Raw genomic sequence first — 16,036 nt, 5'->3', positions numbered from 1 at the left:
ATTATAAAAATTATATCTGAATGTCTGATAAGTTATGACTGTCAGATGAGTATTCAAGATATAAGATTTCGTTATTCTTTTCAACAGCTAACTTTTTACTATCCATAAAAGTCTGCATAGGTGTTTTTCCATAGCAATATTTACCGGAATGCGGTCTTTCATTATTATAATATTCTAGCCAAATATCAAGATCTAGTTGTAGATCATCAAGATCAGTATAGATCTTTTTACGCATAGCAGTATCAAAGAATTCTTGTTTCATAGTTTTATTAAAACGTTCACACATACCATTTGTTTGAGGAGAATATGCTTTAGTAGTAGTATGCTCAATACCCTCAATGCTTAAGAACAATTCAAAAGCATGATGTTCTATATTACCTTTATACTCACCACCTCTATCAGTTAAAATACGAAGTACTGGTATTTGCTGACTCTCATACCATGGTAACACTCTATCATTAAGCATGTCAGCAGCGGTAAGTGCTGTTTTATCAGTATATAGTTTAGCCTCTGCAACCCGAGTGTAACTATCAATAAACACTTGAGAATATACCTTGCCTATGCCTTTAAAATTACCTACATAATATGTGTCTTGGCATCCTAGATAACCTGGATGCTGTGTATCAATCTCACCATGAGCTTCTTTCTCGCTACGCCGTTTCTCTAATACTTGTAACTGAGCTTCGGTAAGAACAATACCATCCTGAGCCATTTTGGCTTCTAATGCTTTAAGTCTTTTATTGATATTATTTAAATCATTACGTAGCCAAATAGATCTAACTCCTCCAGGTGATACAAGAATACCAGTCTTTTTAAGCTCATTTGATACTCGCAGCTGACCATAAGCGGGGTATTCTACTGCCATATCTAATACTGCTCTCTCTACGGCAGGATCAACTCTATTCGCTATAATTGGCTTCTTCCGACTAATCTCATATAATGCTTCTTCTCCTCCTGTTTCATATAACTCTTTAAACCTATAATAACTGTCTCTACTGTAACCCATAGCTTTATATGCTGACGATATACTACCAAGACTCCTAGCTAATTCTAGTAATCCTATTTTTGGCTTTATTATTTTTTGATTTAGATTCATCTCTAATCCTCCATTTAATATTATCTTAATTTTACTAAATGTAAGATTAAATCTCAACTATTACACATTAGAATCATTACTGAAAAAACTAGAGAATTTCAAGGTGACTTTTTACTATACAGATGGATGGGGGAGTTATGCTAGGTTATTAGACCCTAAAAAGCATATTATCAGTAAAAAATACACTCAACGGATAGAACGAAGTAACTTGAACCTTAGAACGAGATGCAAGAGGCTTGCACGTAAGACAATCTGCTTTTCCAAGTCATTGGATATTCATGATAAGGTTATTGGTACTCTTATTGAACGTATAGCTTTTTAATAGGCATAACTGCAATATGGAGGCATGACCCATTTTATATATAACTTTTAAAAAGTCCATGATGGTTTGTTATGATACTAACAATGTTCTATACTCCTATGCCTGAAGAGCTAGATGATACATCGGCTAATAATGGCATTTCGTGATTTTGTAACCCTTCTTCTGGAATATAAGTATATTCTCCGCTTGAGGTTTCATCAATTCTAAGTAGCGTCTCGAATATTTTCTCAAGGCAGTTTTTGTGTTCTTCGGATTTAATATTCGTTTTTCTCAATTCTGTTACTAAATTTGTAAAGGATTTAATAGAAATAAAAGAACCCTTTCCATTAAGAAGTTCACATATTTTATGTAATGTGTTACCTAAAGAATTTATATTAGCACATATGTTAGAGACAGAATTTAACTTTATAATTGCTTTATCTAGACCTTGTATTTTTAATTTTAATGGAGAAATATCATAATCTTGATCATGTAAATTTATCGTATCTTGATTAGTTTTGCTTAGTATTGCAAGTATATCTGTTAAATTTCCAATTTCTATAATGTCATCTAATGTAGTTCGAAATTCAATTAGTGTTTTAAGATTTAAAATATCCTTTTTTAACTCTATGTTTTCATCCACTAACTCTATGTTTTTGCCCTCTAATTCTAAATTTTCGTTTTTTATATTTCTTCCCTTATACCAATCCCATCCATATTTAGCTGCAAAACCTAGGCTTATTATTCCAAATACCGTAGCGGTGATATAAGCACCGGTATATCCACTGCCATTTGTATCTTCGTTAGGTTTTTCTGTAGTGGAAGTGGTTGCCTCAGTGAAAGGTTTACTTAGTAAATCTAAAATATTTTTACCTACTTCTGTAGGGGGTATACCGTCCAAAGTTACGTTGAAAGCATCTAGAATAACCTTAAGATTATCAGCAGTGTATTTGACTGGTATATTCAATAAGTTAAAAATTGCTACCCCTGCTTCTTGGGCATTATCCGAAATTATGCCGAGGGTATCTACAATAATCTTAAGATTATCAGCAGTGTATTTGACTGGTATATTCAATAAGTTAAAAATTGCTACCCCTGCTTCTTGAGCATTTTTCAAAGTTATTTCCGAATGATTTAAAATATCTCTCAAATTATTAACAAGCATTTTGGCATTATGCTCTTGTAAGATAGCTTCGCCTTCAGTGGTAGTGCATCCCTTTAATTCTACTAAGGTAGTGTTTTGAAGTAAGTGCTCTTCTTCTAAAATAACGCTAGTACTGTTTCCATAAGTAGCAATAGATTTTATAGGGATTTTAATGCCTGTACACTCCCTAATTACTGCCGATAAATCGTTAGGTACATCTGTTAAATGATTAGAGATCCCTGCCCAATTACATTTTATATTCTCAATTAAATAACCGTTAGTGAAGCTTCCTTTAACAGTATTATATACTGATGAAAGTATAGTATTGCCTAACTTATAAATAGTATGTTTTGTATTTCCAGGTAAGCTACTCACCATTTCATTTGCAAATATAGGCATGAAACAGTTTAAGTTTAGATTTAATACAGGTGCCATAATTATTACTCCTTTAATTTAATTAATAAAATCATAAAACGTGGTTTCTAGAGTATGTTAATGTTTTTGTCAAGATAAAGTTAAAATAAATTAATATATAGAGAAAGGGTTTGAGATGGGTTAGGGATACAAATCTCGTTATTGCAAGGAAAATTACGAAGTAATTGACGAAGCAATCTCGTACCAAAATCCTGAGATTGCCACGCAGCCTATGGCTGCTCGCAATGACGATATTTATACCCATGTGACAGCGGTAAAATCACTTACCTATGCAGAAATTTTTAAAGATCTCGCCTAGTATTTCTTCTACGTTAATAACGCCCGTAATAGCACCAATGCAGCGTGCTGTCATTCTGATATCTTCAGTTGCTAGGACTAAATCATTATCTAAGCTAAAAGCCGTTAAATGTGAGAGAGCTTGTTTTAAATAATGACGATGACGTTGATTTGTTATGTAAGGCGTTTCGGTAAAACTCGCCATATTTTCGGCAATATTTTCAATATTTTTTAATATACTTGAAAGAGCAATATTATTTTTTACTGAAACCCTTAAGCATTTATATTTATTTTCAATAGAAAAGATTTTACTAGGTTCAATTAAATCGATTTTATTAATTATTACGATAGTATTTTCATCAATTAAACCTGTAATATCTTCATTTATAGAGGAATCTAATTTTTCGGCATCAAACATAATAATTTTAATATCCGCTGTTTTAGCTGAATGAATAGCTCTTTTTATACCTTCTTGCTCTATCATGTCACTACTTTCTTCTCTTATACCTGCCGTATCCTGTAAAATAATAGGATAGCCGCCAATGTCTAAATGCCCTTCAATTATATCTCTAGTAGTTCCTGCAATATTTGAGACAATTGCTATATCTCTCTGCATTAAAAAATTTAATAAGCTAGACTTACCGACATTCGGCGGACCGATAATTGCAAGCTTAAGACCGCTATTTAGTAATTCTCCTCGTCTATTATCATTAAGATAATTAGACATTTCGTTTACAAGGTTTTTATGAGTATTGTGAACATCATTAAGGACGCTATCCGGTATATCTGCATCAGGGAAATCTATATAAGCTTCAAGCAGAGAGATGATTTTTAAAAGCTGACTACGCCAGTTATTATATAATTCTTCAAGCCCACCGCTTGCCTGTCTAATTGCTTGCCTATGCTGCATAATAGTTTCAGCATTAATTAAATCGGCTATCCCTTCTGCTGCCGTTAAATCAAACTTATTGTTTAAAAAAGCCCTTTTGGTAAATTCTCCTGCTTCTGCTAAACGAATATCAGCTATATTTAACAATGCGTTAATAAGCATTATGGAGATAGCTTTACTGCCGTGCGTATGAATCTCAACTACGTCTTCACCGGTAAAGCTATTAGGTGATTTAAAATAAACAACCATAGCATTATCAATTAGCTCTTTAGTTTCAGGAACTGTAATTTGTTGATAATACATGATGCGTGGTGTAAAGTCTGCTCTGCCGGTAAGTAGCTGTAAAACTTCTAAACTTTTAGAACCGGAAATCCTAAAAACCGCTACGCCTGCTTTACCGAATGCAGAGCTTTGTGCAAATATCGTTTCCATTTATTTTATACACTCTTGTTTATTAAATAATATATAATATAATATAATATAATAGCATATGATAGTACATAGATAGCATATAATATTATTCTTGAGAAAATCATGACCCCAAAAACAACCTCTTTAAATTTTAGTCGTTTAAATTGTCAAATTCCGAATTATAAAACTAAAATTCTAGAACTTAGCAAGGAACGTGAGTCAAGTTCCATATATATAGATTTTGCTCAAAAGTTTTTAAATTATATTCCGATAGATTATGATTTTGAGAATAGAGAAAAACTATTTCAAAATTTTGCAGATGAAGCCTTTAAGTTTTTTAAGCAAAGGGTAGAAAGAGCAAGAAAAATAGCAATAACAAAGACGGTTATAGAAAATGATCCAGCAATAAATGTCTTGATATTACTTGATAATAAACCGCATATTGTTGATTTTATTATATGTCTGCTTAAAAATATGAATTTGCAAACTAAGTTTTTACTCCATCCGGTAATAAACTGCGTCCGGAATAGTAAAGGAGAATTAGAAAAAATATTAGAAAATTCTGTGTCGGATGAAAAATCAGAATCGATACTGCATTTAACCATTTTAGGAAATTTTGACGATAAAACTACTACATTTTTAACTGAAGCTATAAATGAAAGATTAGAAGAGTTAGAGCAAAGCTATAGCCATTTACCGCAATTACTCACAAAATTACAAGATTTATCTAAAAATATAATTGATAATGATAAATTAAATTCTGAAGAGGCTAAAGAATTTTTAAATTGGTTACAAAACGATAATTTGGTTTTATTAGGGACTCTTGATTTTGAGGTAAAATCTTTAAAATTAAGCAATGAAATAGGAGCAGCAAAAATATGGCAAGAAGTAAAAGACGAGATTGATGATATTATAAAATGTTCAGCGAGTCCTTTATATCAAAATCAATTAATAATACTCGGTAAAATAAATAGTGCGTCGCTTATCCATTCAGATAATTTAATCGACTATATCTTAGTGAAAAAATTTAGCTCTTCGGGTGAATATATTTCGGGAAGTATAATTTTCGGCATATATAATGCAAATATGTATTACCATTCAATAAGTGATATTCCAATCCTACGACAAAAATTTAATTTTGTAATTGAGAAAGCCGGTTTTGCATTATCCGGTTATAATGCCGATAAGTTAAGAATTTTAATGGAGTCGTTACCGAGAGAAGCTTTAATACAAATTGATCAAGGCGATTTATATTGTATGTGTTTACATATGCTCTCAAGTATGATGAGTAAGAAGCTTAAATTATTTATTCAATATGATTGGTCGAGTTCTTTTTTTAATATCATAATTTTTCTGCCACGAGAACGTTTAACGGCTGAAATACATAATATGATAGATTGTTATTTAGCGGAAAAATTCGGTAGTAAAATTTTATCCAACTATATAACCGAAGTAGTCGGTAATTTTTCTTATCTTTTTGTAACGCTTGAAGCACAAGGGGAACATAAAATAAATTTTGAAGCAGAAATAATACAGCAAGATTTAGATCGTATCTCTACACGCTGGAGTGAAGATTTTTATTTTAAGCTTTCTAAAAAATTCGGTGAATATCAAGCAGGTATTAATTTAAAGCTTTTTGATAATGTTTTTCCGGCAGATTATAGACAAAAATTTTCTCCGGAAATAGCTTTAATAGATATTGAATATTTAATGGAAGCAAACAAGTCACAAGAATGTATGTTTAATCTAGTTTCTGTAAATGAAACGGAATTTTACTTAAAAATATATAGTCCAAAAGTAAAACTTGCCCTTTCTAACATATTGCCACCAATCGAAAATTTAGGTTTTAAAGCAATTGATGAACAAACTTTTGCAATTAAGGAGGCTCTGGAAATTAAAGAAAGCTGGATATATAATTTTATCTTAACTTCTATTGTACCTGTAAAAGATAATATTACCGAATTAAAAATAAATGTTGAAGAAGCCTTGGATAAAATGGCACTTGGGATGCTTGCCAATGATTCTTTAAGTAAACTAATAGTGCTTGCCGGCTTTAACTGGAAGCAAGTTAAACTCATCAAAGCTTTAACAAGATATTTACATCAAACGGGATTTAGTTACGGTACAGGTTATGTGCAACTAACACTACTTAAACATCCCGAATATACAAAAATGTTGGTAAATCTGTTTGATATAAAATTTAATCCTAAACATCCTGATAATAATTGTGATGTAATTCAAGATAAACTGAATAATTACTTAGTAACCGTTGAGATGAGTAGTGAAGATAAAGTACTGCGTAGCATGCTTGGTATAATTAATGCTATTACTAGAACAAATTACTATCAACCGCATAAACGTGTTTTTTCATTTAAGTTTGATTCTTCAAAAGTACCTGGTTTACCTAAACCTGTTCCGTTTGCCGAAGCGTTTGTTCATTCTAGAAATTTTGAAGCCGTTCATTTAAGAGGCGGTCCCGTATCACGCGGAGGACTTAGATGGTCGGATAGAGCAGAAGATTATAGGCTTGAGGTCCTTGGACTTATGAAAGCACAAATGACGAAGAATTCCGTTATTGTCCCTGTCGGCTCTAAAGGCGGTTTTTATGTTCATTTTACTGAGGAAGGACTTACTCGTGATGAATATATGGAAAAAGTGGTAGAATGCTATAAGAATTTCCTGAGAGGTTTATTAGACATAACCGATAATATCGTTGACGGTAAAGTGCTGCATCCGAAAGACATTATTATTTATGATAAAGAAGATCCTTATTTAGTGGTTGCTGCCGATAAAGGTACCGCCTCATTTTCGGATTATGCTAATAGTGTGTCAAGAGAATATAATTACTGGCTTGACGATGCTTTTGCTTCCGGTGGCTCTGCAGGTTACGATCATAAAAAAATGGCTATTACCGCTAAAGGAGCTTGGATTTCCGTAACTAATCACTTTAAAACTTTAGGGTTAGATGTCCAAATAGACCCTATTACCGTCGTAGGTATAGGAGATATGTCGGGAGACGTGTTTGGTAACGGTATGCTAAGATCAGAGGCTATTAAGTTAGTTGCTGCCTTTAATCATAAACATATATTTATTGATCCTGCTCCTGATCTTTTAACAAGTTTCAATGAGCGTTTGCGTTTATTTAATTTAAAGGGTTCTAATTGGTCCGATTATGATTCTAAGCTTATTTCTAAAGGAGGAAAAGTATTTGAACGTAGTAGTAAATTAATAAAATTATCACCAGAAATTAAAAAATTACTTGATATAAATGATAATGAATTATCACCGGAAGAATTAATTAAAGCTATTTTAAAAGCAGATGTTGATTTATTGTGGAATGGCGGAATAGGCACTTATATCAAAGCTAAAACGGAAAATAATTTAGAAATCGGTGATAAGACAAATGATAACCTTAGATGTAACGGTGAAGAAATTAGAGCAAAAGTTATAGCAGAAGGTGGTAATGTCGGTGTATCACAGAGAGGTAGAGTTGAATATGCTAAAAAAGGCGGACGCATAAATGTCGACTTTATTGATAATTCAGCAGGTGTTGATTGCTCCGATCATGAGGTAAATATCAAAATTGCTTTAAGTAGTGCGGTAATCTCAGGAAAAATTACTTTAGAAGAACGTAATAAACTTCTAAATGATATGACAAAGCAAGTTGAAGAATTAGTATTGCTTGATAATTATAAGCAAACCGAAGCAATAACAATTATGCAACTATCTCCTACTTTAACCGTTAATATACTTAGTCAATTTATAGATATTTTAGAAGAAGAAAAAGTATTAGAACGGGAAAATGAATTCTTGCCTAGTGCGGAAGAATTGAATAGAAGAGCTATCAGCGGTGAAGTACTAACTCGTCCTGAGCTTTGCGTGTTGCTATCATATAGTAAAAGATCAGCTTACCACGAGCTACTTAATTCTACTTTTTCTCATGATAAATATTTTGATGAATATCTTATAGATTATTTTCCTGAAATGATGCAAAAAAAGTTTCGTAATGAAATTTTATCTCATCCTCTTAAACATGAGATTATTAAAACTGTTACCATAAATAAAATAATTAATCAACTTGGAGGGCCGCTTATTAGTATTGTAAAGCGTGAGATTGGGGCCCCTCTTTGTGATATAATAAGGTCATATACCATTATTTGTGAAATTTTTGATCTTGATGATACATGGGAAACGATAAGTAAGCTACCTACTAATATTGATTACAATGTAAAAATCGATATGTTTACCGAAATAACGAAATTAATGCGTCGGGGTATTTCGTGGTTTATTAAAAATTTAAAGCATCCAATTAATATTAGTGAAACTATAGAAGAGTTTAGAGATCCTGCACAAAACTTAAGAAAAACGGTAGGTACTTTATTAGTCGGAGAAACTAAAATCAGATTTGAAGAAAAATTAAATTATTATACAACTAGCGGGATAGAGGAATCATTTGCTGCTACTATCGCTACATTTGACAATTTAATTTCAGTATTTGATATTATATATGTAACAAAACAGACTTCAGGAAATAATAAAGAGATAGCAAAAGCTTATTTTGCTATAAGCGATATGTTTAGTCTTGATTGGTTACGTAAAGCTTGTGATAAGCAATTGAACGATTCATTTTGGCGACGCCTAGGTATTCAATCGCTAAAAGATGATTTATATGACAAACAACGTAGATTATTAATAAAAATAATTAATAAATCTAAAACAACTATTGATTTAGATTTATGGATTGATAATAATAATAATTTAGTTAGAAATTTTCTTGATTTTATTAAAGAAATTAAATCTCAAGAAATTATAGACTTAAATATAATTATTTTAGCAAATAAGAAATTTGAAATATTCTTACAAAAACTTGAGTAAATTATGTCATCAATGCTTAAGCAAATTAGGTTAGATTCGGGTAAAACTTTAAATCAGGTATCTAGTGATTTAAAAATTAGAAAAAAATATTTAGTAGCTTTAGAAGAGGGTGCTTTTGAGGTTTTACCGGGAGAAGTATACGTAAAAGGTTACTTAAAATTATACTTGGATTATCTTAATGTAAAAGATCGAAATGCAGAGCAGATAGAAGCTACTAAACAGAACGAAACCGAAAAATTATTAAATAATAAAAGGGCTACGGCATTGATAAATTATAAACGTAAAAAACAATTAGTACTTATATCTATTATAATGTTATCGATTATTATTGTAAGTCATCCATTCATAATTAATGCTTAGAAGAAAATGGATAATGAAATGTTAAAGAGATTAATGGAAGAAGTTGAGCATAAACTTGACGAGTTATTGCGGGCACAAACGAATAATCAAAATGAAGTCAAAAAATTACAAAACGAAAATAAAGAATTAAAAGATAACTATATAAAAATGCTAGATCAAATTAACATTTATATTAATGAACTTGAAGAAATAAAAAAACAGCAAAAATAATTATGTCAATTGTTACGGTAACATTAAATAACAAGAGCTTTCAATTATATTGTAATAATGGAGATGAGGAAGAATTACTATCTTTAGCGAATAAAATGAATGATAAAATAGCGGAAATTAAACTTGGTAGTCCCACAGCCTCTTTTGAGCTATTATTAGTTATGGCATCTCTTAATGCTCAAGCTGAAATAGCTAATCTAACAGAAAAACTTAATAAAAACGGTTTTCAAAAAAATCATCCCGATGAAGAAAAATTCGCAGAAACCTTAACTACTATAGCAGGTTACCTAGAAAATCTTGCACGTAAAATGGGAAAGTGATATATTAGCTCTTGGCTGCTTGGTTCGTGAGCTTAATATTAACCTAGGACTACCACTAACTTTTAGGACATCGTCCCTGTCTAATACTAATTCAGTTTAGATATATGAAGTCCACCTTTACATAAAGGTCTTTGAAGGATTTTAAGTAACGGCCAAAGCGGTCATGTATACTCGTTTAATTTAAAAAATTGGCTACGTTGTCTTTTGCTGATAATCCTCGCGTACTAATATGTACGCTGCGGTTATCAGCTTCAAGACACCTTGCTCTTTTCCAAATTAAACTTCGTCTACCTACTTTTCGTTTACTCACAGTATACCTTTAAAATGAAACAAACAAAATCAAGCAATAAAGTTCTTGGTGCTTTTTTTGGCACTATCATTGAATATTACGACTATAGTTTATATGGTTTTTCAGCGGCAATTATCTCCGATAAATTCTTTTCAGCCGGTACTGACCCGTTAACAAAGCTTGTAAATGTTTTTGCCGTTTATGCGGCGGCATATTTATCAAAACCTATGGGTGCTTATATTTTTGGACGTATAGGGGATATATACGGTCGAAAAAAAGCCTTAAGTTTTACGATTATCGGTATTGTAATACCTACCTTAATAATAGGTTTATTGCCTGATTATTCTTCGATAGGAGTTTGGAGTACGATAATTTTAGTTTTATGTCGCTTTATGCAAGGTATTTTTATTGGAGGGGAATATGACGGTGTAGCGATTTATGTTATTGAACATTTAGAAGCAAAATACCGATTTACTGCCTCGGCAATAACTAGATGTACAGGAGTAATGGGTTTATTATGCGGGATTGGTGCAACTAATTTCTTCAATTCTCATATTTTTCCGGAGTGGGGTTGGCGTATTCCGTTTTTACTAAGTTTACCATTTGCATTAATAACTCTTTATTATCGCCGGAAATTTGATGAAACACCGGAATTTAAAGAAGCACATAATAGACAAGGTACTATTGAAAAGCTTAGCTCTATAATTAAAAAGCAATGGAAAAATATTGCACGGTTAATATTTTTAGCCGGAGGTTTTGGAGCAACATATCAAATTGCGATCATCTTTATGAAGCAATATTTACCGATTGTATTACCTTCAGTCGGTATTATTATGAGTTCTTTTTCAGTCTTAATAGTAATATGTTTTGCTGTTTGCATGCCGATTGCCGGCTTTATTGCCGACCGCTTAGGAGTTAATTCGGTATTAAAAATCGCATTTATATGTACCATTACAGCAAGTGTATTTTTTGTGATAGCAGTAAAATATCAAATGGCTAATTTAGGGCTTGCAGCTAGTTTAATGCTCGCTGCATCGGTTGCTCCTTTTAATGCTCTTGCCCATAGTATAATTATTAAGTCTTTTGTAGTTAAAGAACGCTATCGTGTTATAAGTTTAGGACATAATATCGGCTCAATGTTAATGTCCGGTACTGCTAATTATATTTGTGCAAAGGTAATAAAATCATTTGATTTCAATCTATTCCCGATTTTATATCTTTGTATGTTTGCCATACTTGCTTATTCTATGACGATGTTGTTTAGTAAAAATAATGAAGAGTAATATAAAATGAAAGACAATATAATTGATGAGATGCATAAGATTTTTACTAAAAATCGAATTGATAAAAATATTTCTATAATAGATGATTTTATTGCCGGAAGACGTCAGGAATATTTAATTGAAGAAGAAAGAAAATACATACCTGATATAATTACTACCGATGTTTTATAGATTCTAAACCATTTTCATCAAATAGAAAAAATTCACCTATTTCAGGGATAATAAACTTATTTTCATCAATATTATGTTTTTTCATAGCTTGCCGGAGTTCCAAAGGAGCCGCATTAAAGGCTTCATCAGCTAATTGAAAGACATCAAAATGACTAGCTATAGAGTATTTAGAATTTAAGTCCAAATGGCACCCCCCCAAAAACAATCGACAAAAGGAGTAGAATTTTCTAGAAACAAAGGAGGAGATTCTATAAATGACAATATCAAAGCACAGTGATAGCCAAATCATGTCTATCTTAAAGCAAGCGAGCGGTGGGATGCCTGTAGCGTCTATACTGAGAGAGCACAAAATACCATCAGCGACATTTTATAAATGGAGATCAAAGTATGGTGGTATAGCTTTACCGATGATTACTAAATTAAAGGAGTTAGAATCGGAAAATGCACGGCTTAAAAAGATGTATGCTGAGGAAAGGCTAAGAGCTGATATATTAAAGGAAGTACTTGAAAAAAAGTTAGGAAGCCATCTCAAAGGCGGGAGATGGCTAAAATAATATCTGGAGAAAAAGATATTTCTATAAGGAGTGCATGCAAGATCTTTGGTGTCAGCGAAACATGCTATAGATATAAAAGGAAGCTATCATCTGAGGATGATATTATAGCAGGCCAGCTAATGCGTTTAGTAGGTGATCAAAAGAACTGAGGCCTTGGCCTCTGCTTTTTATATTTACGTAATATCAAAGGTTTTGGTTGGAATCATAAACGTGTATACAGGATATATAAGGAGCTAGCCCTTAATATGAGAATAAAGCCTAAGAAGAGATTACTTAGAGCAAAGCCTAAAAAGCTTATAGTGTCTAAAACAATAAATGATTGCTGGTCCATGGATTTTATGCACGATAGTTTAGAGAATGGTAGGAAATATCGTTTATTTAATGTGATTGATGACTTTAATAGAGAGAGCCTTGGTACTGAGACTGATTTTTTATTGTCAGCAGGAAGAGTTATCAGGTCACTAGATCAAATTATAGAATGGCGAGGTAAGCCAAAATCTATACGTTGTGATAATGGACCTGAATATATCAGTAAATTATTGAGCAAGTGGGCAAAAGAAAAGAATATCAAGTTATTATTCATTCAGCCAGACATGCCTCAGCAAAATGCATATATTGAAAGATATAATAGAACTGTAAGATATGATTGGTTAAATCAGTATTTATTTGTTAATATACAAGAAGCACAGGATCTTGCAACTCAATGGCTTGTAGAAGTCAAGATTTAATCTTACAGACATTATAAAAATTATATCTGAATGTCTGATAAGTTATGACTGTCAGATGAGTATTCAAGATATAAGATTTCGTTATTCTTTTCAACAGCTAACTTTTTACTATCCATAAAAGTCTGCATAGGTGTTTTTCCATAGCAATATTTACCGGAATGCGGTCTTTCATTATTATAATATTCTAGCCAAATATCAAGATCTAGTTGTAGATCATCAAGATCAGTATAGATCTTTTTACGCATAGCAGTATCAAAGAATTCTTGTTTCATAGTTTTATTAAAACGTTCACACATACCATTTGTTTGAGGAGAATATGCTTTAGTAGTAGTATGCTCAATACCCTCAATGCTTAAGAACAATTCAAAAGCATGATGTTCTATATTACCTTTATACTCACCACCTCTATCAGTTAAAATACGAAGTACTGGTATTTGCTGACTCTCATACCATGGTAACACTCTATCATTAAGCATGTCAGCAGCGGTAAGTGCTGTTTTATCAGTATATAGTTTAGCCTCTGCAACCCGAGTGTAACTATCAATAAACACTTGAGAATATACCTTGCCTATGCCTTTAAAATTACCTACATAATATGTGTCTTGGCATCCTAGATAACCTGGATGCTGTGTATCAATCTCACCATGAGCTTCTTTCTCGCTACGCCGTTTCTCTAATACTTGTAACTGAGCTTCGGTAAGAACAATACCATCCTGAGCCATTTTGGCTTCTAATGCTTTAAGTCTTTTATTGATATTATTTAAATCATTACGTAGCCAAATAGATCTAACTCCTCCAGGTGATACAAGAATACCAGTCTTTTTAAGCTCATTTGATACTCGCAGCTGACCATAAGCGGGGTATTCTATTGCCATATCTAATACTGCTCTCTCTACGGCAGGATCAACTCTATTCGCTATAATTGGCTTCTTCCGACTAATCTCATATAATGCTTCTTCTCCTCCTGTTTCATATAACTCTTTAAACCTATAATAACTGTCTCTACTGTAGCCCATAGCTTTACATGCTGACGATATACTACCAAGACTCCTAGCTAATTCTAGTAATCCTATTTTTGGCTTTATTATTTTTTGATTTAGATTCATCTCTAATCCTCCATTTAATATTATCTTAATTTTACTAAATGTAAGATTAAATCTCAACTATTACACATTACGTAGCCAAATAGATCTAACTCCTCCAGGTGATACAAGAATACCAGTCTTTTTAAGCTCATTTGATACTCGCAGCTGACCATAAGCGGGGTATTCTATTGCCATATCTAATACTGCTCTCTCTACGGCAGGATCAACTCTATTCGCTATAATTGGCTTCTTCCGACTAATCTCATATAATGCTTCTTCTCCTCCTGTTTCATATAACTCTTTAAACCTATAATAACTGTCTCTACTGTAACCCATAGCTTTACATGCTGACGATATACTACCAAGACTCCTAACTAATTCTAGTAATCCTATTTTTGGCTTTATTATTTTTTGATTTAGATTCATCTCTAATCCTCCATTTAATATTATCTTAATTTTACTAAATGTAAGATTAAATCTCAACTATTACACATTAATTTGATCAAGTTTTAAATCTTCTAAGGATATTTGCATTGATTTTATAATACTCGGCGTATTTGTATATTTAATTTCAAAACCTAAACGTTTACCATTTTTAAAAATTAAAAGATCTATTTCTGCTCCGTTATGAGGTGACCAAAAATAGCATTCCTCAGCTTCAGCTTTATAGTATCTAATAATTTGTTCTAAAGCAAACCTCTCCCATGATGCACCGATTTTAGGATTAGTATTTAATGCTTCATAACTATGTAACCCTAATAAAGCGTGATATATTCCGCCATCTCTAAAAAAATTTTAGGAGTTTTAACTTGTCTTTTCTTAAGATTTTCATACCAAGGCTGCAAAACACGGATCATAAAAGTTCCTTCTAAAATATCTAAATAATGCTTTGCGGTATGATATGAGATAGATAAAGAATTTCCAAGTTCTGAAGCATTAAATATATTAGCGTGATAATGGCAAAGCATTAACCAAAACCTACGTAACTACATAGACGGAATTGTAAAACCTAAATTTGGTATATCTCTTTCTAAAAATGTTTTAATATAATTTTGATGCCATAAAGTACTTAACTCTTCATCATCTGCGAGATATGATAAAGGAAATCCGCGCCGCGTACCCATAATTTTTGAGTGTCTGGCACTTCAGATAAGGCAAACGGTGTCATTTCAATATAGCCTATCCTACCGGCCAGCGTTTCAGAATCTTGTTTAATTAAGTCTCTTGATGCACTGCCTAGTACTAAAATTTAATATCAGTTGTATCAACAAGAACTCTTAAAATAGGAAATAGATTCGGTTTATACTGAATTTCATCGATAATAACAAATCCTTTTAGATCAGACAAAGCAAGTATCGGTTCATTTAATCTTGCTAAATCTAAAGGATTTTCAAGATCAAAAATATTAATTTTAGGAATATTATAAGCTTCTGCAAATTGTTTAGAAAGAGTAGTTTTTCCACACTGCCTTGATCCTAATAAAGCACAAACTTTATGAGTTTTAAAATGTTTTATTATTGATGAAAGGAATTATTTTCTAAGCATTTAAACTAGCATACTCCAAAGTAAGATGAGGAATCAGTAGACGAAGGTCAATTTCAAAAAGAGC

The 16,036-nt window shown here is 32.0% G+C and carries 12 protein-coding genes, 1 other RNA gene and 3 pseudogenes; 9 read left to right on the top strand and 7 right to left on the bottom strand.

What is annotated here, in order from left to right; genetic code table 11:
• Positions 1 to 10: 10 nt before the first annotated feature.
• Complete coding sequence (locus AC0ODJ_RS02570; RefSeq protein WP_474465674.1) at positions 11 to 1,096, bottom strand: IS481 family transposase; 1,086 nt, start codon at positions 1,094 to 1,096, stop codon at positions 11 to 13.
• Between AC0ODJ_RS02570 and AC0ODJ_RS02565 the strand changes: the two genes are divergently transcribed.
• Entirely contained in the window at positions 1,095 to 1,418 is a 324-nt protein-coding gene (locus AC0ODJ_RS02565) for an IS1 family transposase (protein WP_474465670.1), read from the top strand. The two genes, AC0ODJ_RS02570 and AC0ODJ_RS02565, sit on opposite strands and share 2 nt — an antisense overlap.
• A gap of 88 nt (positions 1,419 to 1,506) precedes the next feature.
• Here the strand turns inward: AC0ODJ_RS02565 and AC0ODJ_RS02560 are convergent, their stop codons facing one another.
• Both AC0ODJ_RS02560 and mnmE read right to left on the bottom strand, forming a co-directional pair.
• Positions 1,507 to 2,976, bottom strand: a complete 1,470-nt coding sequence (locus AC0ODJ_RS02560; protein ID WP_474464934.1) for a DUF5460 family protein — start codon at positions 2,974 to 2,976, stop codon at positions 1,507 to 1,509.
• 259 nt (positions 2,977 to 3,235) lie between these two features.
• The gene (gene mnmE / locus AC0ODJ_RS02555) at positions 3,236 to 4,573 is read right to left on the bottom strand and encodes a tRNA uridine-5-carboxymethylaminomethyl(34) synthesis GTPase MnmE (protein ID WP_218460023.1); all 1,338 of its coding nucleotides are present in this window, start codon (positions 4,571 to 4,573) and stop codon (positions 3,236 to 3,238) included.
• 102 nt (positions 4,574 to 4,675) lie between these two features.
• On the opposite strand from mnmE, the gene AC0ODJ_RS02550 reads away from it, so the two are divergent.
• The 7 genes from AC0ODJ_RS02550 (at position 4,676) to AC0ODJ_RS02520 (ending at position 12,060) form a co-directional block, all read left to right on the top strand.
• Positions 4,676 to 9,427, top strand: coding sequence for an NAD-glutamate dehydrogenase (locus AC0ODJ_RS02550; RefSeq protein WP_218460022.1), 4,752 nt, complete (start codon positions 4,676 to 4,678; stop codon positions 9,425 to 9,427).
• A 3-nt stretch (positions 9,428 to 9,430) separates the two neighbouring features.
• On the top strand, positions 9,431 to 9,787 hold the full coding sequence (locus AC0ODJ_RS02545) for a helix-turn-helix domain-containing protein (RefSeq protein ID WP_218460020.1): 357 nt from the start codon (positions 9,431 to 9,433) through the stop codon (positions 9,785 to 9,787).
• A 6-nt stretch (positions 9,788 to 9,793) separates the two neighbouring features.
• Positions 9,794 to 9,997 (top strand): RP576a family tick cell line-upregulated protein, encoded by a 204-nt coding sequence (locus AC0ODJ_RS02540; protein WP_218460019.1) that lies wholly within the window; start codon positions 9,794 to 9,796, stop codon positions 9,995 to 9,997.
• A gap of 2 nt (positions 9,998 to 9,999) precedes the next feature.
• Positions 10,000 to 10,317: a cell division protein ZapA gene (locus AC0ODJ_RS02535; protein ID WP_218460018.1), complete on the top strand. Its 318-nt coding sequence runs from the start codon at positions 10,000 to 10,002 to the stop codon at positions 10,315 to 10,317.
• 9 nt (positions 10,318 to 10,326) lie between these two features.
• A non-coding RNA gene (gene ssrS / locus AC0ODJ_RS02530) (6S RNA) lies at positions 10,327 to 10,485 on the top strand.
• Positions 10,486 to 10,641: 156 nt separating this feature from the next.
• Positions 10,642 to 11,889, top strand: a complete 1,248-nt coding sequence (locus AC0ODJ_RS02525; RefSeq protein WP_218460016.1) for an MFS transporter — start codon at positions 10,642 to 10,644, stop codon at positions 11,887 to 11,889.
• 6 nt (positions 11,890 to 11,895) lie between these two features.
• Positions 11,896 to 12,060, top strand: coding sequence for a hypothetical protein (locus tag AC0ODJ_RS02520; protein ID WP_218460027.1), 165 nt, complete (start codon positions 11,896 to 11,898; stop codon positions 12,058 to 12,060).
• Here the strand turns inward: AC0ODJ_RS02520 and AC0ODJ_RS02515 are convergent.
• A complete protein-coding gene (locus AC0ODJ_RS02515) occupies positions 12,044 to 12,259 on the bottom strand; it encodes a hypothetical protein (RefSeq protein ID WP_474464926.1) in 216 nt (71 codons plus the stop codon). The genes AC0ODJ_RS02520 and AC0ODJ_RS02515 overlap by 17 nt on opposite strands.
• Before the next feature lie 55 nt (positions 12,260 to 12,314).
• Here AC0ODJ_RS02515 and AC0ODJ_RS02510 point away from each other — a divergent pair.
• Positions 12,315 to 13,324, top strand: a pseudogene (locus AC0ODJ_RS02510) (IS3 family transposase); the annotation flags it as partial.
• Between the two features lie 38 nt (positions 13,325 to 13,362).
• Here the strand turns inward: AC0ODJ_RS02510 and AC0ODJ_RS02505 are convergent.
• From AC0ODJ_RS02505 to AC0ODJ_RS02495, 3 genes and pseudogenes are all read right to left on the bottom strand, one after another.
• Positions 13,363 to 14,448, bottom strand: coding sequence for an IS481 family transposase (locus AC0ODJ_RS02505; protein ID WP_127896995.1), 1,086 nt, complete (start codon positions 14,446 to 14,448; stop codon positions 13,363 to 13,365).
• 66 nt (positions 14,449 to 14,514) lie between these two features.
• A pseudogene (locus AC0ODJ_RS02500) lies at positions 14,515 to 14,853 on the bottom strand (helix-turn-helix domain-containing protein); the annotation flags it as partial.
• A 63-nt stretch (positions 14,854 to 14,916) separates the two neighbouring features.
• Positions 14,917 to 15,945 (bottom strand): annotated as a pseudogene (locus tag AC0ODJ_RS02495) (ATP-binding protein); the annotation flags it as partial.
• Between the last annotated feature and the right edge of the window lie 91 nt (positions 15,946 to 16,036).

This window comes from Rickettsia senegalensis (assembly GCF_056135685.1).
Note: the sequence above shows the minus strand (reverse complement) of the source record. Positions and strands in the feature narration are given on the sequence as shown.

Coding starts and splice junctions, on each gene's coding strand:
- AC0ODJ_RS02570 (WP_474465674.1), bottom strand. CDS start 1,096: ATGAATCTAAATCAAAAAATAATAAAGCCAAAAATAGGATTACTAGAA.
- AC0ODJ_RS02560 (WP_474464934.1), bottom strand. CDS start 2,976: ATGGCACCTGTATTAAATCTAAACTTAAACTGTTTCATGCCTATATTT.
- mnmE (WP_218460023.1), bottom strand. CDS start 4,573: ATGGAAACGATATTTGCACAAAGCTCTGCATTCGGTAAAGCAGGCGTA.
- AC0ODJ_RS02550 (WP_218460022.1), top strand. CDS start 4,676: ATGACCCCAAAAACAACCTCTTTAAATTTTAGTCGTTTAAATTGTCAA.
- AC0ODJ_RS02545 (WP_218460020.1), top strand. CDS start 9,431: ATGTCATCAATGCTTAAGCAAATTAGGTTAGATTCGGGTAAAACTTTA.
- AC0ODJ_RS02540 (WP_218460019.1), top strand. CDS start 9,794: ATGGATAATGAAATGTTAAAGAGATTAATGGAAGAAGTTGAGCATAAA.
- AC0ODJ_RS02535 (WP_218460018.1), top strand. CDS start 10,000: ATGTCAATTGTTACGGTAACATTAAATAACAAGAGCTTTCAATTATAT.
- AC0ODJ_RS02525 (WP_218460016.1), top strand. CDS start 10,642: ATGAAACAAACAAAATCAAGCAATAAAGTTCTTGGTGCTTTTTTTGGC.
- AC0ODJ_RS02520 (WP_218460027.1), top strand. CDS start 11,896: ATGAAAGACAATATAATTGATGAGATGCATAAGATTTTTACTAAAAAT.
- AC0ODJ_RS02505 (WP_127896995.1), bottom strand. CDS start 14,448: ATGAATCTAAATCAAAAAATAATAAAGCCAAAAATAGGATTACTAGAA.